Origin of the sequence: Vibrio sp. sp1 (genome assembly GCF_016920955.1) — a bacterium.
Lineage (GTDB): Bacteria > Pseudomonadota > Gammaproteobacteria > Enterobacterales > Vibrionaceae > Vibrio > Vibrio alginolyticus.
The window spans coordinates 1121109-1140711 of record NZ_CP060589.1; the positions used below are offsets into that span (position 1 = coordinate 1121109).

The 19603-nt window shown below is 46.2% G+C and carries 15 protein-coding genes and 12 tRNA genes; 3 read left to right on the forward strand and 24 right to left on the reverse strand.

Annotated features, from left to right (window positions below; genetic code table 11):
• Window positions 1–64: 64 nt before the first annotated feature.
• Together rnr and nsrR are read right to left on the reverse strand one after the other, a co-directional pair.
• Entirely contained in the window at window positions 65–2572 is a 2508-nt protein-coding gene (gene rnr, locus H9L11_RS05260) for a ribonuclease R (protein ID WP_017633732.1), read from the reverse strand.
• A gap of 115 nt (window positions 2573–2687) precedes the next feature.
• Entirely contained in the window at window positions 2688–3113 is a 426-nt protein-coding gene (gene nsrR, locus H9L11_RS05265; protein WP_017633731.1) for a nitric oxide-sensing transcriptional repressor NsrR, read from the reverse strand.
• A 157-nt stretch (window positions 3114–3270) separates the two neighbouring features.
• On the opposite strand from nsrR, the gene hmpA reads away from it, so the two are divergent.
• Entirely contained in the window at window positions 3271–4455 is a 1185-nt protein-coding gene (hmpA, locus tag H9L11_RS05270) for an NO-inducible flavohemoprotein (RefSeq protein WP_025768792.1), read from the forward strand.
• 80 nt (window positions 4456–4535) lie between these two features.
• On the opposite strand, the gene H9L11_RS05275 is transcribed toward hmpA, so the two are convergent.
• Entirely contained in the window at window positions 4536–5171 is a 636-nt protein-coding gene (locus tag H9L11_RS05275) for a sel1 repeat family protein (RefSeq protein WP_005381388.1), read from the reverse strand.
• A gap of 216 nt (window positions 5172–5387) precedes the next feature.
• Window positions 5388–6704, reverse strand: coding sequence for an adenylosuccinate synthase (locus H9L11_RS05280; protein WP_005381385.1), 1317 nt, complete (start codon window positions 6702–6704; stop codon window positions 5388–5390).
• A 172-nt stretch (window positions 6705–6876) separates the two neighbouring features.
• Between H9L11_RS05280 and H9L11_RS05285 the strand changes: the two genes are divergently transcribed.
• Window positions 6877–7062: a DUF2065 domain-containing protein gene (locus H9L11_RS05285; RefSeq protein ID WP_017633729.1), complete on the forward strand. Its 186-nt coding sequence runs from the start codon at window positions 6877–6879 to the stop codon at window positions 7060–7062.
• A gap of 63 nt (window positions 7063–7125) precedes the next feature.
• On the opposite strand, the gene hflC is transcribed toward H9L11_RS05285, so the two are convergent.
• The 8 genes from hflC to tsaE all read right to left on the reverse strand — a co-directional run bounded on the left by hflC (window position 7126) and on the right by tsaE (window position 16273).
• Window positions 7126–8106 carry a protease modulator HflC gene (gene hflC / locus H9L11_RS05290; protein ID WP_005381382.1) on the reverse strand — a complete coding sequence of 327 codons (981 nt, stop codon included), beginning with the start codon at window positions 8104–8106 and terminating at the stop codon, window positions 7126–7128.
• 2 nt (window positions 8107–8108) lie between these two features.
• Window positions 8109–9314, reverse strand: a complete 1206-nt coding sequence (gene hflK, locus H9L11_RS05295) for an FtsH protease activity modulator HflK (RefSeq protein WP_017633728.1) — start codon at window positions 9312–9314, stop codon at window positions 8109–8111.
• Window positions 9315–9359: 45 nt separating this feature from the next.
• Window positions 9360–10649: a ribosome rescue GTPase HflX gene (gene hflX / locus H9L11_RS05300; RefSeq protein ID WP_005381380.1), complete on the reverse strand. Its 1290-nt coding sequence runs from the start codon at window positions 10647–10649 to the stop codon at window positions 9360–9362.
• 38 nt (window positions 10650–10687) lie between these two features.
• Window positions 10688–10951 carry an RNA chaperone Hfq gene (gene hfq, locus H9L11_RS05305; RefSeq protein WP_005381379.1) on the reverse strand — a complete coding sequence of 88 codons (264 nt, stop codon included), beginning with the start codon at window positions 10949–10951 and terminating at the stop codon, window positions 10688–10690.
• 194 nt (window positions 10952–11145) lie between these two features.
• Complete coding sequence (miaA, locus tag H9L11_RS05310; RefSeq protein WP_005395375.1) at window positions 11146–12078, reverse strand: tRNA (adenosine(37)-N6)-dimethylallyltransferase MiaA; 933 nt, start codon at window positions 12076–12078, stop codon at window positions 11146–11148.
• The gene (mutL, locus tag H9L11_RS05315; RefSeq protein WP_017633727.1) at window positions 12075–14087 is read right to left on the reverse strand and encodes a DNA mismatch repair endonuclease MutL; all 2013 of its coding nucleotides are present in this window, start codon (window positions 14085–14087) and stop codon (window positions 12075–12077) included. Before mutL ends, miaA begins: the two co-directional genes overlap by 4 nt.
• Before the next feature lie 18 nt (window positions 14088–14105).
• On the reverse strand, window positions 14106–15815 hold the full coding sequence (locus H9L11_RS05320; protein ID WP_005381374.1) for an N-acetylmuramoyl-L-alanine amidase: 1710 nt from the start codon (window positions 15813–15815) through the stop codon (window positions 14106–14108).
• Complete coding sequence (tsaE, locus tag H9L11_RS05325; RefSeq protein WP_005381372.1) at window positions 15809–16273, reverse strand: tRNA (adenosine(37)-N6)-threonylcarbamoyltransferase complex ATPase subunit type 1 TsaE; 465 nt, start codon at window positions 16271–16273, stop codon at window positions 15809–15811. Before tsaE ends, H9L11_RS05320 begins: the two co-directional genes overlap by 7 nt.
• Before the next feature lie 276 nt (window positions 16274–16549).
• Between tsaE and queG the strand changes: the two genes are divergently transcribed.
• A complete protein-coding gene (gene queG, locus H9L11_RS05330) occupies window positions 16550–17677 on the forward strand; it encodes a tRNA epoxyqueuosine(34) reductase QueG (RefSeq protein WP_017633726.1) in 1128 nt (375 codons plus the stop codon).
• Between the two features lie 620 nt (window positions 17678–18297).
• Here queG and H9L11_RS05335 read toward each other — a convergent pair.
• The 12 genes from H9L11_RS05335 to H9L11_RS05390 all read right to left on the reverse strand — a co-directional run bounded on the left by H9L11_RS05335 (window position 18298) and on the right by H9L11_RS05390 (window position 19576).
• Window positions 18298–18374: transfer RNA gene (locus H9L11_RS05335), tRNA-Met, on the reverse strand.
• A gap of 58 nt (window positions 18375–18432) precedes the next feature.
• Window positions 18433–18508 (reverse strand) — tRNA-Gly (locus H9L11_RS05340).
• 36 nt (window positions 18509–18544) lie between these two features.
• Window positions 18545–18620: transfer RNA gene (locus tag H9L11_RS05345), tRNA-Gly, on the reverse strand.
• A gap of 36 nt (window positions 18621–18656) precedes the next feature.
• Window positions 18657–18732: transfer RNA gene (locus H9L11_RS05350), tRNA-Gly, on the reverse strand.
• Between the two features lie 30 nt (window positions 18733–18762).
• Window positions 18763–18839: transfer RNA gene (locus H9L11_RS05355), tRNA-Met, on the reverse strand.
• Between the two features lie 42 nt (window positions 18840–18881).
• Window positions 18882–18957 (reverse strand) — tRNA-Gly (locus H9L11_RS05360).
• Window positions 18958–18987: 30 nt separating this feature from the next.
• Window positions 18988–19064, reverse strand: a tRNA-Met gene (locus tag H9L11_RS05365).
• A gap of 42 nt (window positions 19065–19106) precedes the next feature.
• Window positions 19107–19182, reverse strand: a tRNA-Gly gene (locus tag H9L11_RS05370).
• Window positions 19183–19184: 2 nt separating this feature from the next.
• A tRNA-Met gene (locus H9L11_RS05375) sits at window positions 19185–19261 on the reverse strand.
• Between the two features lie 42 nt (window positions 19262–19303).
• A tRNA-Gly gene (locus tag H9L11_RS05380) sits at window positions 19304–19379 on the reverse strand.
• A 2-nt stretch (window positions 19380–19381) separates the two neighbouring features.
• A tRNA-Met gene (locus tag H9L11_RS05385) sits at window positions 19382–19458 on the reverse strand.
• 42 nt (window positions 19459–19500) lie between these two features.
• Window positions 19501–19576: transfer RNA gene (locus H9L11_RS05390), tRNA-Gly, on the reverse strand.
• Window positions 19577–19603 lie beyond the last annotated feature (27 nt).

Genomic DNA, 19603 nt, shown 5'->3' on the forward strand with positions numbered 1-19603 from the left:
TTAACCTGTTGTTCTGGTCGTATTGCCTGCGCCAACCGAGTTTGAACTAAGTTGGCGCTTCAACCTACTGCGCTTCTTTTTTAGTGCGCTTGGTTTTCTTCGGCTTACTGTGCGGCTTCTTTTTACGTGCTTTTTTCACTTTAGGCTTCTCGTTGCCTTCGGCGTCACCACGTTTTGGGCCATTACGCTTACTCGTTGCGCCCGTTTCTTCTGGGCGTTTAGTTGGCTCTATCGCAGGAACTGCACGAGCCGCGCCACCTTCTTTCAATGAAGAGCGAGTCGCAGCGCGTTTTTTATCTTTCGCTTTGCGTTTTGCTTCCGCTGCGCGTTTCTTCGCAGTCTTACCTTCGCCGCGTAGCTTACGACTTGTTTCGACCAATTCAAAGTCAATTTGCTTATCATCGAGGTTAACAGCCAGTACTTTTACTTTTACTGCATCACCTAAGCGGTAGATGTTACCGAAACTTTCACCAATAAGTCGTTGACCAATCGGGTCAAATTGATAGTAGTCGTTCGCAAGGGTAGAAATATGCACCAAACCATCGATGTGCAAATCCGTTAAACGTACAAAGAAGCCAAAGCTAGTGACATTAGCAATAACACCGTCTAGTTCGTCACCGACGTGGTCTTGCATATATTCACACTTCAGCCAATCCGCAACATCACGTGTTGCATCATCAGCACGGCGCTCTGTCATCGAACATTGTTCGCCGTAAAAATCCATGTCGTCAAACGAGTAATGATAGCCACCTGTTGGTGTCCAGCGATCTTGATTACGACCTTCTTCTTTAGCAATCAGATACTTGATTGCACGGTGAAGTAACAAGTCAGGGTAACGACGAATTGGCGACGTAAAGTGCGCATAGCGTTTCAATGCCAACCCAAAGTGCCCCGCGTTATCTGCGTTGTATACCGCTTGCTTCATTGAGCGTAGCAGCATGGTCTGAATCAACTCTTGATCTTGACGCCCGGAGATTTGACGTGCGAGATCAGCATAGTCCGTTGGTGAAGGCTCTAAACCACCTTTTAGCTCAAGACCAAGTTCACTTAAGAAGTCACGGAAACCTTGCAGGCGTAATTCACCTGGAGATTCGTGGATACGATAAAGCGCGGGCTCTTTCGCTTTTTCTACCAGCGATGCCGAAGCAATGTTGGCTAAAATCATACATTCTTCGATGATCTTATGCGCGTCATTACGAATTACTGGCTCAATACTTTCGATTTTTCGTTCCGCATTGAAAATAAATTTGGTTTCAACGGTTTCAAATTCGATTGCACCGCGTTGATCTCGTGCTTCTTTCAGCACTTTGTACATCTTGTGCAACTCTTCTAGATGAGAAACAAGCGGCTGGTAGCGCTCACGTAGTTCTTCATCCCCTTCTAGAATCGCGCTCACTTTGCTATATGTGAGACGAGCGTGCGAGTTCATCACCGCCTCGTAATGCTTGTAACCAGACAGCTTACCTGTATCGGAAATGGTCATTTCGCACACCATACACAAGCGATCTACTTGCGGGTTAAGCGAACATAGACCGTTCGACAGTACTTCTGGCAACATCGGCACAACTTGCGACGGGAAATATACTGAGTTACCACGATTGATCGCTTCTTTGTCCAACGCAGAGTCAGGACGAACGTAGTAACTGACGTCAGCAATCGCTACCCATAAACGCCAACCACCTTCTTTGTTCTTTTCACAGTAAACGGCATCATCAAAGTCTCGTGCGTCTTCGCCGTCAATGGTCACTAGTGGCAAATCACGTAGATCCACACGACCAACTTTCGCTTCTTCTGGTACTTCTTCGCCTAAGTTTTCGATTTGTTTATCGACGGCTTCTGGCCATTCGTGAGGGATTTGGTGTGTACGAATCGCAATTTGTGTTTCCATACCTGGTGCCATATTTTCACCAAGGACTTCAACCACTTTACCCATCATGCCGCGTGAGCGTGAGCCACGATCAGTAATTTCAATTACGACTACGTTACCCATGCGTGCACCCGCTTTGTGCTCATTTGGGATCAGGATATCTTGGCTGATACGCGAGTCATCTGGGACAACATAGGAGTATCCATATTCAAGGAAGAAACGACCGACGATTTGATCATTACGCTCCTCTAGCACACGCACCAAACGTCCTTCACGGCGGCCGCGCTTGCTGTTGTCTGTCGGTTGCACTAAGACAAAATCACCGTGGATGATGTTCTTCATCTGATGGTGCGGTAACAGAATATCATCATCCTTGCCGACGCTGCCTTCTGGACGTACCCAACCATGGCCATCACGATGACCAATCACGTAACCTTTCACCATTTCAAGTTTTTCAGGCAATGCATAGCACTGACGGCGGGTAAACACCAGTTGGCCATCTCGCTCCATCGCACGTAGCCGACGACGCAACCCTTCGTATTGCTCTTCGCCCTCAAGCTTTAGTGCCTCAAACAAGTCGTTACGATTCATTGGAACGCCCGCTTGCTCTAGAAACTCGATGATAAACTCTCGGCTTGGAATTGGATTTTCGTAATTTTTGGATTCACGATCTGCAAAAGGATCGTTTGGAATATTGTCTGACATAGGCACGCCTATCTAGCAAGGAAGGTATATGGCTAGTATATCTGAGTCTCTCGATAAGCTACAGAATTGCTTTGAAAAAAGAATGATCGAGATCGACTCTAGGCATGCAAATGAGTTAAGGACGAGCCAGCAAGATCAAAAGTTCAGAATTGTCACTGAGCAAGGATTCAATCGTGCAGTTATCCAACTCCGCCAGAAAGGCACTTTTTGCTTTCGCCAATTTATCTTTGAGGCGGCAAGCAGGGGTAATATGGCAAAAATCCACACCACAGTTGACTAAATCTAACGGCTCTAAATCGCGCACAACACCACCGACTGTGATTTCAGACGCTGGCTTCATCAGCCGGATACCACCGTTTTTTCCGCGCACGGTATGGACATAACCCAACTGTCCTAACCGATTGATAACTTTAACCATATGGTTGCGCGACACACCAAATAAATCCGTCACTTCGGTAATGCTGGTTAACTCATCTTCCGGCAACGAAGCCAAGAAAATTAAGGTTCTCAACGCATAATCAGTGAAACTAGTTAACTGCATACTCTCTCCCAAAGTGCGACTCAATAACCCGCTGGTGATGCTAAAACCCCAAACTTGAGCTATCGATAAAAGTGTAAATCTTTTCTTGATCGAAAGATACATTTGAGATACAACTTTAAACATGCATTATAAATACAACTTAAAGTAGGAAGCCCTTATGCTCAGCAATCAAACTATCGAGATCGTCAAAGCGACCGCACCACTCATCGCCGAAACAGGACCAAAACTGACCGCGCACTTTTACGAGCGTATGTTTACTCATAACCCTGAGTTGAAAGATATTTTTAACATGAGTAACCAGCGTAACGGCGATCAGCGTGAAGCATTATTCAACGCTATCTGTGCCTATGCTGCCAATATTGAAAATTTGCCAGCTCTGCTTGGCGCAGTAGAGAAAATTGCGCATAAGCACACGAGCTTTTTGATCACAGAAGATCAGTACCAAATCGTTGGTAAGCATTTACTTGCGACAATCGATGAGCTTTTTAATCCAGGTCAAGAGGTGTTGGATGCTTGGGCTGAGGCTTACGGCGTACTTGCGAATGTATTTATTCAGCGCGAAGAACAAATTTACCAACAAAATGAAGCTTTGGAAGGCGGCTGGCGCGGTCTACGCGAATTTGAATTAGTCGATAAAAAGATTGAGAGCGAACACATTTGCAGCTTTGTGCTAAAGCCAACCGATGGTCAAAAAGTGGCGCCGTATAAACCGGGACAATACCTTGGCATCTACATCAACAGTGACCAGTTAGAAAACCAAGAAATTCGCCAATATAGCCTGTCTTCTGCGGTCCAAGAGAACACCTACCGTATCTCAGTAAAACGTGAAGAAGGCGGAAAAGTGTCGAACTACCTGCACGATAGCCTGAACATTGGCGAAAAAGTGCAGCTTGCAGCCCCTGCCGGTGATTTCTTTATGGATGCCGAACCACAAACACCCGTTGTTCTAATTTCTGCTGGTGTGGGACTTACTCCAACGCTGTCAATGCTAGAAAGTCTCTCAGCACATCAAGCACCTGTAACTTGGGTTCATGCAACCGAAAATGGCCAACAGCATGCTTTCAAGCAACACGTAAACCAACTCGTTGCAGAAAAAGAAAATATGAACGCGCTCGTTTGGTATAACCAACCAACGGCAGAAGACAAGCTAGGTGAAGACTTCCACTTCACGGGCTTTGTCAATCTGTATGAAATTGAAGCTGCATTAAAGCAAGATAACGTGCAGGTGTACTTCTGTGGTCCTGTAGGATTTATGCAGCACGTAGCGAAACAGCTATTAGAACTTGGCGTACCAGAAGAGCAATTCCATTACGAATGCTTCGGTCCACACAAAGTGGTTTAAGCGCTACCAACTATCGGGAAAACAACAAAGCCCACGTGACGTGGGCTTTGTTGTATGAAGTTGTTTGCAATATTGAAGCGTTACCAAAAGGTGTCTCGCCGTTTAGCTCGAGCAATAACGTTTTGTGGCATGCGCTGTTCAAGGCCGTTTCTCAATACAGTTATGCGCTTATGCTGCCGCTTATCTGCTGTGACAGAGTTATATAACCAACGATACGCATCTTCGTAATCGAGTGGACTGCCATAATCACGTAAAAGCAACTCGGCCAGATGAATACGCGCGTTTAGGTTTCCCATTGACGCAGCTTCTCGCAAATATGGAATTGCACGTTCTTTATCTTGCTGTACTAAAGTGCCACGCGAATAGTATCGGCCAATCTGCTCTAGTGCAGCTGGTAACCCCTGATGCGCTGCATTTTCGATGTAGTAAAGACCCAGTTCGACATCTTGCTCGACACACACCCCCCAAGCCAACATATCTCCGTACAGAAATTCATAAGCGGGTAAGTTAATTCGAGTCGCACGAGCTACGATATCCTCCACCAGCTGGCAGTTATCAGCGCGCACACGTTGTAAGTGCTTATTTTGCTCAATAAGCTTTATCAGCTCTGCTTCGGTATAGATCGGAACTGGTGCCCCCACATCAGCAACATTGGCTTTCACTGTGGTAGCAACCAAGGTCAACAACAGTGAAGCAGCCACTGTTCGTAACTTCATAAACGTACCCTTAAGGTATCTAAGAAACCAAAGATCGGTGAAGGATCTCCTCTGCTTGATAACCTTATCGGCAAAAAACAGCTAAGCTTTAGACAATTTTTGCCTCTGATTTAGGCTCAGCGGCAAAAGCTTGCCATATGAGAGTCACGCTGTTTTTGTTCAGATACAAAAAAGCCGACCAGAAGGTCGGCTTTTGCAATCTTTAACGGCTATCAATTAAGCTTCGAATGGGTGAACTTTGATGATAGTTTCGTTACGGTCAGGACCTGTAGAGATGATGTCTACTGGAACGCCAGTTAGCTCTTCAATACGCTTGATGTAGTCAAGAGCGGCTTGTGGTAGAGCATCTAGTGACTTAGCACCAAATGTGTTCTCAGACCAACCAGGCATTGTTTCGTAGATTGGCGTTGCTTTTTCGAATGCTTCAGCAGCCATCGGAGAAACTTCTAGCACAGAGCCATCTTCCATCTTGTAACCAGTACAGATTTTTAGCTCTTCTAGACCATCTAGTACGTCTAGTTTAGTTAGACAGAAACCAGATACAGAGTTGATTTGGATTGCACGACGCATAGCAACAGCATCGAACCAACCTGTACGACGTAGACGACCAGTTGTCGCACCGAACTCGTGGCCAACTTCACCTAAGTGCTTACCAATTGGATCTTGCTTATCTAAACCGTCGTATAGTTCAGTCGGGAATGGACCAGCACCAACGCGAGTACAGTACGCTTTTGCGATACCCAAGATGTAACCGATGTGACGAGGACCAAAACCAGAACCTGCAGCAACACCACCAGCTGTCGTGTTAGAAGACGTTACGTACGGGTAAGTACCGTGGTCGATATCAAGTAGTGTACCTTGTGCGCCTTCGAACATGATCTTGTCGCCGCGCTTACGTGCTGCGTCTAGTTCGTCAGTTACGTCGATAACCATTGAAGTTAGTAGCTCAGCGTAGCCTTTCGCTTGCTCAAGTACTTCTTCGTAGCTTACTGGCTCCGCTTTGTAGAAGTTAACTAGTTGGAAGTTATGGAACTCCATGACTTCTTTTAGCTTCTCTGCGAAAGTCGCCATATCGAATAGGTCGCCAACGCGTAGACCACGACGAGCAACTTTATCTTCGTATGCTGGACCGATACCACGACCAGTAGTACCGATAGCTTTTTTACCGCGAGCGATTTCGCGAGCTTGGTCCATTGCAACGTGGTAAGGAAGAATTAGCGGACATGCTTCAGAAATGAAAAGACGCTCGCGTACTGGAATACCGCGCTCTTCAAGAGGCTTCATTTCTTTAAGTAGAGCTTCAGGTGATAGTACAACACCGTTACCGATAACACATTTTACGTTATCGCGAAGGATACCTGATGGAATTAAGTGAAGAACGGTTTTTTCACCGTCAATTACGAGAGTGTGACCTGCGTTGTGACCGCCTTGGTAGCGTACCACGTATTTTGCATCTTCAGTTAAAAGGTCTACGATTTTACCTTTACCTTCGTCACCCCATTGGGTGCCTAGAACGACTACGTTATTTCCCATCTTTCCAAGTCTGATTGCTAGTTAAAAATGGATTCTAGCACCGAATCTCACTTCTTGCAGTCATTTTTTGTTCACAGAGTCGCTACCAGAATGTCATCTTGCCGCTTTGTTCATTTTGAAATCAGCATATCACTGATAGTATTTAGCTTTCTCTATTCGACTGGAAAGCGCTATGTCTGAATCCATATGGTTGGCGATTGGGCTCGTCTTGATCGTGGAAGGCATTGGGCCACTGATTGCTCCTAACGGTTGGCGGAATATGGTGGTTCAATTAAGTGAACAACCCAACAATCAGCTACGACGCATCGGTGGCTGCCTAGTAGTTGCTGGAGCCGTCATCGCCATCATGATGAGCTAGCACTTAGCATCAGATACAAAAAAGGCTCCCTAAGGAGCCTTTTATTTCAATAAGACGCGGAGATTATTTCTCCATGCTGCCCTTCGACTGGTTCATGTATTGGAAGAACTCACTCTTCGGATCAAGCACCAGAATATCGCTCTTAGAGCTGAAGGACTTCTCATACGCACGTAGCGAGCGTAGGAAGCTAAAGAACTCAGGGTCTTTGTTGTACGCTTCAGCATAAATCTTCGCAGCTTCAGCATCCGCCTCACCTCGTGTCACACGCGCAGTTTTATCAGCTTCAGCTAGAATAGTTGCTACTTCTAGTTCTGCTTGAGCACGAATAACTTCCGCTTTTTCACGACCTTGAGAACGGTGCTTACGAGCAACGGACTCACGCTCCGCACGCATACGACGGTAGATAGACTCACTGATTTCATCAGGCAGGTTGATTTTCTTCATTCGGAAATCAACGACACGAACACCCAAGTCTTTCATTGCGCTTTCACGCGTGTCCTTCAATACTTCAGACATGATTAGGTCGCGTTCACCATCAATCTCAAGCGCTTCACGAGCCGCTTCAGTTGCGACAACATCAGCACTTGCGTCTTCTGGTAGCACATCATCGTTACGTGGACCAGATACGATCTGTTTGATTTCACGAGCACCGATTTCAGAACGAAGCACGTCCGTCACTTTACGCTCAAGTAGTGCCTCTGCCGTTAGCGAGTTACCACCGCCTGTCGCGAGGTAGTAGCGACCAAAATCTTCAATACGCCACTTCACGTAGGTATCAATGATAACGTCTTTTTTCTCAGACGTTACGAAACGGTCTGCACGACCATCCATTGTTTGGATACGTGCATCAAGTTGTTTCACACGGTCAAACAAAGGCATCTTGAAATGCAGACCAGGCTCGTAAATTCGAGTGATGTCGTTGTTGTCTTTCAAGACACGACCAAATCGAACCACGATACCGCGCTCACCTTCAGGAATCACAAACAAAGACATCAACATTAATGCCAGTGCGATTACCAGTACAGGGATCATTAACTTACGCATTCTTAGTATCTCCCTTGACGTGAACCTGTTGAACGAGACTGCGTGTTCGAAGTGTCTTCTTGTGTACGATCAGACTCAAGTTGAATTTGATCATAAGTTGAAGATGACTTCGATTTACGTTTGGTATCTGCTTTGCCCTCTTGTCCCGCCAACTTATCGATTGGAAGGTAAAGAAGATTGCCGCTTGATTCCGAGTCAATCAACACTTTCGAAGTGCTTGAGTACACCTCTTCCATTGCGTCAATGTACAGACGATCACGCGTTACACCAGGCGCTGCTTGGTATTCTGGTAGTAGTTTTTCGAACTGTGCTACCTGACCAAGAGCCTCGTTAGTGACACGCTCATTGTAACCTTGTGCTTCTTTCTTCAAACGCTCTGCACGACCCGTTGCCTTAGGCAAGATTTCGTTCTTGTATGCTTCAGCTTCACGAATGAAACGCTCTTCATCCTCACGTGCTGCGATTGCATCATCAAACGCATCTTTCACTTGCTCTGGTGGACGAGCAGACTGGAAGTTCACATCAACAAGTACCAGACCCATATCATAGCTATCAATGATTTGGTTCAGTGTTTCTTGCGTAGTTTGACGAATTTGCTGACGACCACTGGTTAGAATGCTATCCATCAATGAGTCACCAATTACTGCACGTAGTGCAGAATCCGTTGCTTGACGCAAGCTGTCGTCTGCATTGGTTACACGGTACAAGTATTTGTATGGGTCAGTCACTCGGTACTGAACATCCATCGCAACTGTTACAACGTTTTCATCTTTGGTCAGCATTAGACCAGATGCACGTAGTGAACGAATCGCTTGTACGTTTACCGCTTCGTACTCATCAATAAAGCGAGGACGCCAGTTAAGACCTGGGTCTACGATACGATCGTATTTACCTAAACGCAGTACAACACCACGCTCTGCTTCACCGATGGTGTAAAAACCAGCGAAGAACCAAACTGCAACAGCAATCAGAGCAATCACGCCAAAGCCAATTGCACTACCACCACCGCCGCCGATTGGAGAACCACCGCCGCCTTTTTTACCAAACTTGCCGCCCAGCTTTTGACTCAGTTTGTTGAACACTTCATCTAAATCTGGCGGACCTTGATCTCGGCCACCAGGACGCTGGCCACCACGATTATTATTACCCCAAGGGTCATTATCGCGGCCATTGTTGCCGTTGTTATTTCCAGGCTCATTCCACGCCATTAGAAAGCTCCATCATTTGATATGACGTTATACTGTAGCAGTCCTTTAAGTGACTATAAAGCCAGTCAAAACTGCCCCTTCTCTTTTTTCAAGTCTAGACCAATCTACTTGCTGCATTCGAATATCGATCAACAAGTTACCATCCTGGTCATATTCCTCACGTTGAATACACTTCATTTGGAAGAAGGTACTACGGAATCGTCCTTGATACTGTGGAGGAATTCGCAACTGATGCTCGACCATTTGTGACGCCAGACGTTCCGTCAGCGCCTCAAACAGGACATCAATGCCCAACCCATCCATTGCTGAAACCCAAACTGCGCGAGGTACGCCTTCCTCGTCTCGTTCTATACGTGGTTTCTGCGAATCTAGATTGTCGATTTTATTCATGACAACCAGAGTCGGCACTTCATGCGCGTCGATCTCTTCTAGTACTTCATGAACAGCTTGAATATTCTCACGAAAACGCTCATCACTGGCATCAACAACATGTAACAAAATGTCAGCTTCTTGCGTTTCCTGCAAGGTTGCCTTGAAGGCCGCAACCAAGTCGTGTGGCAAATGTCGAATAAAACCAACCGTGTCTGCCAAGATGGCAGGACCAACATCTGCTAACTCTATCTTACGTAAAGTCGGGTCCAAAGTAGCAAATAATTGATCAGCCGCGTACACGCCAGCTTCTGTAATACGGTTGAAGAGTGTCGACTTACCCGCGTTGGTGTAACCCACAAGTGAAACCGTTGGGATTTCAGCTCGATTTCGGGCGCGGCGCCCTTGTTCACGCTGCTTCGCTACTTTGTCTAAGCGTCGCAGGATGGCTTTGATTCTGTCACGCAATAAGCGACGGTCGGTTTCCAGCTGGGTTTCACCCGGGCCACGTAAACCGATACCACCTTTCTGCCTTTCAAGGTGCGTCCAACCACGAATCAAACGAGTAGAGATATGACGAAGTTGAGCCAGCTCTACCTGTAGCTTACCTTCGTGTGTTCGAGCTCGTTGAGCAAAGATATCGAGAATAAGACCAGTGCGGTCGAGAACTCGACATTGGCACAGTGCTTCGAGGTTACGTTCTTGGGCAGGAGAGAGGGCGTGATTAAAAATCACAATTTCGGCACCCGTTGATTGTACCGCTGTAGCAATCTCTTGGGCCTTACCCTCTCCGACATAGTATTTCGGGTGTGGGGATTGACGACTACCAGTTACCACTTGTAGCGCCTCTACCCCAGCAGAAGAAACCAGCATTTCGAACTCAGCCAGATCTTCCCATTCACCTTCTTGCGTGAAGTTGATATGAACAAGTACGGCTCGCTCACCGGATTCATAACGGTCAAACAAGCAATCAACTCCTTATTTTAAAAATACTCGATGAAGAATTAATCTTCTGATTTCTCTTGTGGACGCTCACCTTGTGGACGTTCACCGCTGTGATGGCTCACTGGACGAGCCGGCACAACTGTTGAGATCGCGTGCTTGTACACCATTTGGTTAACAGTATTCTTCAGCAGGATCACAAATTGATCGAATGATTCGATCTGACCTTGTAGTTTAATACCATTCACAAGGTAGATAGATACCGGGATACGCTCACGACGTAGCGCGTTTAGAAATGGGTCTTGTAGAGATTGCCCCTTAGCCATTTTTATTTTCCTTATTTAATTTGTAGTTGTAATTATTTAGCTAGTGGTGCAATGCAAAAGATACGGCTTTTGCATCTGAGCTAAACGAATCAAAAATGCACTCTAAGTAATTAGCAGCATAGTATAAAAACCGCCAACAACAGATCCTTTGAGAGTGCGTTCACGCAAAAACGATCACATTATACACAGCTATGTCAATCAGATGCTATTGCTTCCGACATCGTTTCTAATGCCTGTTCAATGTTCTCGCTATCCAACCAAGTTAAATCATCCCAGCTGCGTAACCAGGTGATTTGACGCTTGGCCAATTGACGAGTCGCGCATACGCCACGAAATACCGCTTCGTCACGTGTACACTCCCCATCTAAATACTCCCACATCTGTCGATAACCGACGCATCGTATGGAAGGAAGATCGGGGTGAAGATCTTTTCGCGAATGTAACGCTTTCATTTCTTCTTCAAAGCCCGCTTCCATCATCTTCTCGAAACGGAGTTCAATCCGACGGTGAAGTTCTGCCCTATCCTTGGGAGCTATTGCAAACTGCTTGACTCGGTATGGTAGGCTTTCACCTTTCGTTTGAGTCAATTCAGTCAAAGTTTTACCTGAAATGCGAAAAACTTCCAATGCCCGAGATAAACGTTGGGGATCATTGGGATGGATTCTCGCGGCTGACACAGGATCAACCTCTTTGAGTTCATCGTGCAACACTGACCAACCTTTAGTCAATGCCTCTTGTTCAATTTGCTGACGAATTTCAGGATTTGCAGCAGGAAGTGGTGATAAACCTTCAAGTAACGCCTTGTAATACAGCATTGTTCCACCCACAAGAAGTGGAATTTTTCCTTCTGCAACAATATCATCCATCGCTTTCAATGCATCTCGACGAAAGTCGGCGACAGAGTAAGATTCACTTGGATCCAAAATATCTATCAAGCGATGAGGCGCCAAACTTAACTCTTTTTCATCCGGTTTCGCCGTACCGATATCCATCCCTTTGTAGATCAAAGCAGAATCAACACTGATGATCTCAACCGGAAATTTTTGACGAAGACGAATCGCCAGCTCAGTTTTGCCTGATGCAGTTGGCCCCATTAAAAATAGCGCCAAAGGTAGTTTATCTGTCATGGTTTTAATTTGGCTATCGTGGCAGAGAAATCAACAGCGGATACGAATTTTGTATCTTCTAATGGCAATTGACCATGTCTTAGCTGTTCAAGTTCCGCAATAATTTGAATGGCTTCAGAAAAAGTATAGTGACTCTTCACTGTCGTGACCTGTAATGCGAGCCAATCTATCAACTCAGACAGCATCTGAGCCGCTGCTATACCTTCGTTCACACAAGATTGCGCGTAAGATAACAGATCTGGTACTAAATTTTGTAAGTTTTGTTGACGCAGCGGAGCTGGGACGCCCATCACCATTAAGGCGTGCTCGTTTCTCGCTTTCAATTGAATACCAAGCAATGCCAAATCTTGTTGATAATCTTGGGCCAGTCTCACTAATTCGGCCTCTAACTTAATAGATAGAGGAACAAGCAGAGGTTGTGCCTTGAGTGCACCATCGCTTGGAGAAAGCTGGCCTTTTACACGATAAAATTCTGCTCTAGGTAACGAGACTAACGCCGCCCCACTGTCACTGCTCATCAAAACAAATTGTTCATCGACCACCATCAGCGCTTTGCCCAATGCAGTAATCGATGGCATTGATGTGTGCGAAGTTATCGTTTGGGGCGCTATTGGAGTGACTGCCTGAGCCTCAAACTCTGGCGTTTTCAACAGCTCGTGATAAGCGCGTACTTCTTGTTTAGTTGGCGCTGGTTCTACGTGGCGCTCTTTACTGTGACTTGGCTTTGGTGCAGGTTTGGATTCCACCCAATCATTACGTTTGAATGACTCCACTACGCGCGCCTCTCGCACGGAGGTTTCACTAGGACCGCTATTACGAGGCTTCACTTCATAATCACTGCGTCCAGGATAAGCCGGTGTACTCTCTATCGCTTGATAAACCCGCTCTGGTACTGGTGAAGATGCTGGCTCTTGTACATTTTCAGGCTCTGGCGAATGCTCAATCTCTTCGGACTCAGTCGGTTCCACGCGATGAAATGCCGATTCATTCACCTGTGGTTTATCAATCACGGCGCTTTGCGCAAGTGCATCCGTCAAAGCTTGATAGATGAAATCATGCACCAAACGAGCTTGGTGGAAACGCACTTCATGCTTAGCAGGGTGAACATTCACATCTACTTGGTGCGGATCTAGCTCAATAAAGAGCACATACGCAGCAAACTGATCTGGCTTTAAGCTCATTTCATAGCTTTGACGAATCGCGTGATTGATTAATTTGTCACGCATCATTCGGCCATTCACATAGCAATATTGTAAATCGCTTTGCTGCCTTGCTCCCTCTGGCGTGGTAATCCACCCATGTAGCTTTAACCCTTGATGCTCAAGCTCGATTCTGAGCATATGCCGCACAAACGCATTACCGCAGACAGCAGCAATACGCTTTTCGGTTTGAAGCTGATTTTTCGCCGCGCGATATTGACGGATGATCTTGCCGTTATGACGCACATTGATGGTGACATCAAAGCGGCTTAACGCAATACGTTTCAATAACTCATCAATATGAGCAAATTCGGTTTTCTCCGTACGAAGAAACTTGCGACGCGCTGGAGTATTAAAAAATAAGTCCAACACCTCAACAGTCGTGCCAATCGGGTGCGCTGCTGGCTTAAGCTTCACCTGCATATCACGCCCTTCGGAGTAGGCACTCCAGGCTTCTTCTTGTGCCGCAGGACGCGACGTGAGCGTCAAACGCGAGACTGAGCTAATACTGGCTAACGCTTCACCGCGAAAACCTAGACTCATAATGGCTTCGAGATCATCTAAGGTATGTATCTTAGATGTCGCATGACGACTGAGCGCTAAGCCAAGTTCATCTTTCGCGATACCTTTTCCGTTATCACGAACACGAATCAGCTTTGCGCCTCCTTTCTCGATATCGATATCGATTCGAGTTGCGCCAGAATCAAGACTATTTTCAACCAGTTCTTTAATCACAGAAGCAGGTCTTTCGACCACTTCCCCTGCGGCGATTTGGTTTGCAAGTCTGGCTGGCAAAATTTTAATCGTCATAATGAGTTAGAAGCTCACCTACTTGTTTGGAATGATCAGGACTTGCCCAACCGCTAGCTGATCAGAGCGTAAGTTATTCGCTTTACGAATGCTCGATACGCTAACGCCGTATTTGGACGCTATTTTGCCAAGGAACTCACCCCGAGAAACCTTGTGCTTACGAATCGGTTTATCTTTTACCGCGACCGTTATCTTCAACTTTTGCCCTACCCACAAGGTATCTGACTTCAAGTTATTCTCTCGGCGGATATCTGAAACCTTCACTTTATAGTGATTCGCAATCTTACCTAAGAACTCACCAGACTTAACCTTGTGCGTAATGGTTTCTGTCTCAACAGTAATCGGTTTACTTGGCACTTTAATCGTACCAGCAGAAGGAATGTTGAGCTTCTGACCAATTGCCAAGCCTGTCGACTTCAAGTTGTTTGCCGACATCAGCGCTTTAGAGCTAAGCCCATATTTGTTCGCGATCACCGATAATGACTCGCCACGCTTTACAATATGTACCATTGGCTTCGCTGAAGGCGAGAACACCGTACCCTCTGGTGGGTTATCTTTTAAGTACTTGACGACCGCCTTAGTGATAGCCTGAGCTAACTTATCTTGGTGCGCTCGTTGAAACAGTAAACGCTCTTCTGTTGGGTTAGAAATAAAGCCCGTTTCCACTAGCACAGACGGAATCTGTGGAGAGCGTAAAACCGCAAGGCTGGTGTTGATCGGTTTGGTGTTATGCAGGTGCGCAACACGTCCCATCTCACCTAGGATTTCTGTTGCCAGCTTATAACCTTCTTTTTGTGAATGACTAAACTGCAAGTCCAACAAAGTTTGGTTCACGTTACGATCTTTTGTCTTCGTGAAGAACGCATTACCCGAGCCGCCCAATAACTCAGACTGTTTCTCATGGTTCTCGACCCAACGAGCAATTTCGGTATTTGCACGACGAGTATTTAGTACGAAGACCGATCCACCGCGAGGCTTCGGTGAAGTAAACGCATCTGCGTGAATGGAGATCAGCAAGTGCGCATCATTTTCACGAGCAATCGCGACACGACGGTTTAAGTTTACAAAATAATCTCCCGTACGAGTCATGCGCGTTTTAATACCAGGAGTCGCATCGAGCTGAGCAGCAATTTTTCTTGAGATACTCAATACCGCATCTTTCTCGTACTTACGACGTGAAGGGCCAATAGAGCCAGGGTCTTCCCCACCGTGACCAGGGTCGATAACAATTAACACTTCTTGAGCTCGTTGAACTGAACTCATGTCTTTGCTGGCCGCCGCTGGCTTACTCGGTTTAGAGGTCGATGCCTTCTTACCGTGCGGTAAATCAATCACCAAGCGGTGACCATACTGCCCACCTGGTGTTGGGCTTAATTTAAATAATTCCGCTTGAACGCTCTTTTTTAGTTCAAACACCAAACGATAAGTGCCCTTCTCTGGAGGCGAGCTTTTTCGTACCAGTTTTAAAACAGGGCTATCCGTAACAGTAACAGGCAGTTTGGCCTGCATCGTCGTGCTTTTTAAATCCACGACAAGGCGATCCGGCCCTGATAAAGAGAAATAGGAATAGTCAGCTTCCGAGCCTAAATCGATGACAACACGTGTTTCATCAGGTGAAGGCCAAACTCGAAAACTCTTAACGACGTTAGCAAATGCTAAATTGGGGATGAGAAGGAGAAAAGTGGCGACAAACGTCGCCACTACTCTAAAATTAGAAAAACTCAACATAGCTCCAATCGACTGAGTAACTGCACACCATAATCATTATTAGCTGTTAGTTCGGCTACACGTTGCTCACCTTGGTAGCGAATGTTTACATCAAGATCCGGTTGTGGCAGTAAGCCATGCCCTTTTTCAGGCCATTCAACCAAGCAAATCGCATCGTCTGTGAAATAGTCTCGAATCCCCATAAACTCAAGCTCTTCAGGATCCGCAAGACGATAAAGGTCGAAGTGATATACTTGCCACTGATCCAACTGGTACGGTTCGACTAGAGTATAAGTTGGACTTTTCACGTTACCTTGATGACCAAGAGCACGGACAAAACCACGACTAAAGGTTGTTTTACCTGCACCCAAATCACCATGCAGATAAATTGTGGTTTGCTGGGAACAAAGCTGAGCCAAAGCGGTGCCTAGTGCAACCGTTTCATGCTCATCTTTTAAATTGAATTGTTTCGTGCTCATTGATGCTTCTCTAACTAATGATCGTTGACTATATAAAAATCAAAAGAACAGGAATAGTAAACCGTGTTGGTTTTGAGAGACAAGCTTTCAAATGTCATATGTGCGAAAAAAGTATCCAATAAACGGTATCTTAATCATCTTAGTATCGACCTAGATTTAGAATATATGCAAATGACTTCAATAAGCAGTATTCACAACATCAAAAACGTACCTAACTGGGTAGCACCAAAGCCAGAGATCCGTTAAGATCCGCCCCCCTTTATTCCGGTGGTTAATATGAACTACGAACAACTCGCACAACAAATCAAAGTTTGGGGAAAAGAACTCGGCTTCCAAAAAGTTGGGATCTGCGACGTTGATCTGAGTGAACATGAAGCAGCACTACAAAAATGGCTTGATGCAGGCTATCACGGCTCAATGGATTGGATGGCTCGTCACGGTATGATGCGTGCTAGACCCCATGAGCTACTCCCGGGAACCGTTCGTGTTATCAGCGTCCGGATGGACTATCTGCCACCAGAGGCTCAATTCGCTTCGAACCTCGCGAATAAAAGTCATGCCTATATTAGCCGCTACGCACTAGGGCGCGATTATCACAAGCTCGTCAGAAAGCAGCTAAATAAGCTCGGCAAACTTATTGAACAAGAGGTTGGTCAATATGGTTACCGACCTTTCGTTGATTCCGCACCAATATTAGAGCGACCTCTCGCCCAAAAAGCGGGCTTAGGTTGGACCGGGAAACATTCCCTGATTTTAGATCAAGACTGTGGATCGTGGTTCTTTTTAGGTGAACTACTTATCGACTTACCACTACCCGTTGATGAGCCAAGCGTTGATCAGTGCGGTAAATGCAAAGCATGCATTACATCATGCCCAACACAAGCCATCATTGAAGACAAAGTTGTCGATGCCCGGCGTTGTATCTCTTATCTCACCATCGAGTTCGATGGCGTGATTCCTGAAGAGTTTCGAAAGCCAATGGGTAACCGCATTTATGGTTGTGACGACTGTCAATTGGTTTGCCCATGGAACCGCTACGCCGACATAACGGAACAAGATGATTTCCACCGTCGTGACAGTTTCAAAAACCCTGACCTCGTCGACATGTTTAACTGGGATGAAGCGACTTTTCTAAAAAATATGGAAGGCTCCGCTATCCGTCGTATTGGTCATATACAGTGGCTACGTAACATCGCTGTCGCACTTGGTAATGCAGAATATAGTCAGCGAATCATAGATGCGCTGGAAAGTCGGCAAGGTGAAAATAAATTACTTGATGAGCACATTAAATGGGCTTTGACAGAGCAACTGAATCAACTCCCCACTGAGAGTAATTCATCTATAGAGACGAAAAAGCAACGCTTAATAAGGATAGTCGAGAAGGGACTGCCGAGAGACGCATAGAGCGTAGTCTATATGCAAGAGATTGAAAGTACTTTTGCATGTTCAATTCATGACCTTGTTCTCAATTTTGTAATGTGGAAAAAAATTTGAGATTCAAGAAAAACAAGCTAGCAGAAAAAAGTTAAACACAGTTCGGAGAAATGACTAGGATCAAAAAAATACCAGTTAATGATCGTATTTTAACGTACTTGATCCGACAAAAAACTTATTTTTTCTTTATATAACAAAGATTTAATTGATATTTCTTTGTTGTTTCCACTTCACTTTAGAGAAAAGATCTTTCTTCCCCATCATAAAAAGTCAAGCTAAAAACACTTTATCAACCAACTTATCCACAGAACGACGTATGTGGATAACTCTGTTAATTAAAGTAGATAAAACACGCGAAGCCTCATCATACTTGTACGTCAGCCGATTCATATCGTGTTTTAAACACAAACGAAATCGTCCGACATCATATGATGCGGATAAAAGTTTAGCTTTTGGGGATTCATGCTTCGCAGCATTATGAAAAGAGCGATGTGATTGGTTGCGAGAAGCAGGCGTTGAATCAAGCGGCGCATCCGTAGACGACTTAACAATTGTATACTAAATAAGTACTCAATCTATCGTCTTGTATTTGGTTGCGGGGGCCGGATTTGAACCGACGACCTTCGGGTTATGAGCCCGACGAGCTACCAAGCTGCTCCACCCCGCGTCCGAGTGCTTCATCTTCGTTGATGATGAAGGCTTTGCTTTCATTTATAAAAAGAAACTGGAGCGACACACGAGGTTCGAACTCGTGACCTCAACCTTGGCAAGGTTGCGCTCTACCAACTGAGCTAGTGTCGCCTTGTGTCACCGTTAAGCACGATAAAGGCTATATATTGGAGCGACACACGAGGTTCGAACTCGTGACCTCAACCTTGGCAAGGTTGCGCTCTACCAACTGAGCTAGTGTCGCATTTTGTCACCGTTGAGCACGATGAGGGCTATATATTGGAGCGACACACGAGGTTCGAACTCGTGACCTCAACCTTGGCAAGGTTGCGCTCTACCAACTGAGCTAGTGTCGCATATTAACAGCAGTCGCTATTAATGGAATTTGGTTGCGGGGGCCGGATTTGAACCGACGACCTTCGGGTTATGAGCCCGACGAGCTACCAAGCTGCTCCACCCCGCGTCCGTATTGTGTCACCGTTGAGTACCGTGAGAACTATATAACTGGAGCGACACACGAGGTTCGAACTCGTGACCTCAACCTTGGCAAGGTTGCGCTCTACCAACTGAGCTAGTGTCGCATATTAACAGCAGTCGCTATTAATGGAATTTGGTTGCGGGGGCCGGATTTGAACCGACGACCTTCGGGTTATGAGCCCGACGAGCTACCAAGCTGCTCCACCCCGCGTCCGTATTGTGTCACCGTTGAGTACCGTGAGAACTATAAAACTGGAGCGACACACGAGGTTCGAACTCGTGACCTCAACCTTGGCAAGGTTGCGCTCTACCAACTGAGCTAGTGTCGCATTGGTTGCGGGGGCCGGATTTGAACCGACGACCTTCGGGTTATGAGCCCGACGAGCTACCAAGCTGCTCCACCCCGCGTCCGTATTGTGTCACCGTTGAGTACCGTGAGAACTATAAAACTGGAGCGACACACGAGGTTCGAACTCGTGACCTCAACCTTGGCAAGGTTGCGCTCTACCAACTGAGCTAGTGTCGCATTGGTTGCGGGGGCCGGATTTGAACCGACGACCTTCGGGTTATGAGCCCGACGAGCTACCAAGCTGCTCCACCCCGCGTCCGTATTGTGTCACCGTTAAGTACCGTGAGAACTATGAAACTGGAGCGACACACGAGGTTCGAACTCGTGACCTCAACCTTGGCAAGGTTGCGCTCTACCAACTGAGCTAGTGTCGCATCAACAACGTTTCCGCTGTTTAGGGC

Bases quoted from the DNA above. Each gene is read 5' to 3' on its own strand.
- miaA (WP_005395375.1), bottom strand. From the start codon at position 12,078: ATGACAGATAAACTACCTTTGGCGCTATTTTTAATGGGGCCAACTGCA.
- hflC (WP_005381382.1), bottom strand. From the start codon at position 8,106: ATGCGTAAGTTAATGATCCCTGTACTGGTAATCGCACTGGCATTAATG.
- H9L11_RS05285 (WP_017633729.1), top strand. From the start codon at position 6,877: ATGTCTGAATCCATATGGTTGGCGATTGGGCTCGTCTTGATCGTGGAA.
- queG (WP_017633726.1), top strand. From the start codon at position 16,550: ATGAACTACGAACAACTCGCACAACAAATCAAAGTTTGGGGAAAAGAA.
- mutL (WP_017633727.1), bottom strand. From the start codon at position 14,087: ATGACGATTAAAATTTTGCCAGCCAGACTTGCAAACCAAATCGCCGCA.
- rnr (WP_017633732.1), bottom strand. From the start codon at position 2,572: ATGTCAGACAATATTCCAAACGATCCTTTTGCAGATCGTGAATCCAAA.
- nsrR (WP_017633731.1), bottom strand. From the start codon at position 3,113: ATGCAGTTAACTAGTTTCACTGATTATGCGTTGAGAACCTTAATTTTC.
- hfq (WP_005381379.1), bottom strand. From the start codon at position 10,951: ATGGCTAAGGGGCAATCTCTACAAGACCCATTTCTAAACGCGCTACGT.
- hmpA (WP_025768792.1), top strand. From the start codon at position 3,271: ATGCTCAGCAATCAAACTATCGAGATCGTCAAAGCGACCGCACCACTC.
- tsaE (WP_005381372.1), bottom strand. From the start codon at position 16,273: ATGAGCACGAAACAATTCAATTTAAAAGATGAGCATGAAACGGTTGCA.
- H9L11_RS05275 (WP_005381388.1), bottom strand. From the start codon at position 5,171: ATGAAGTTACGAACAGTGGCTGCTTCACTGTTGTTGACCTTGGTTGCT.
- H9L11_RS05280 (WP_005381385.1), bottom strand. From the start codon at position 6,704: ATGGGAAATAACGTAGTCGTTCTAGGCACCCAATGGGGTGACGAAGGT.
- H9L11_RS05320 (WP_005381374.1), bottom strand. From the start codon at position 15,815: ATGTTGAGTTTTTCTAATTTTAGAGTAGTGGCGACGTTTGTCGCCACT.
- hflK (WP_017633728.1), bottom strand. From the start codon at position 9,314: ATGGCGTGGAATGAGCCTGGAAATAACAACGGCAACAATGGCCGCGAT.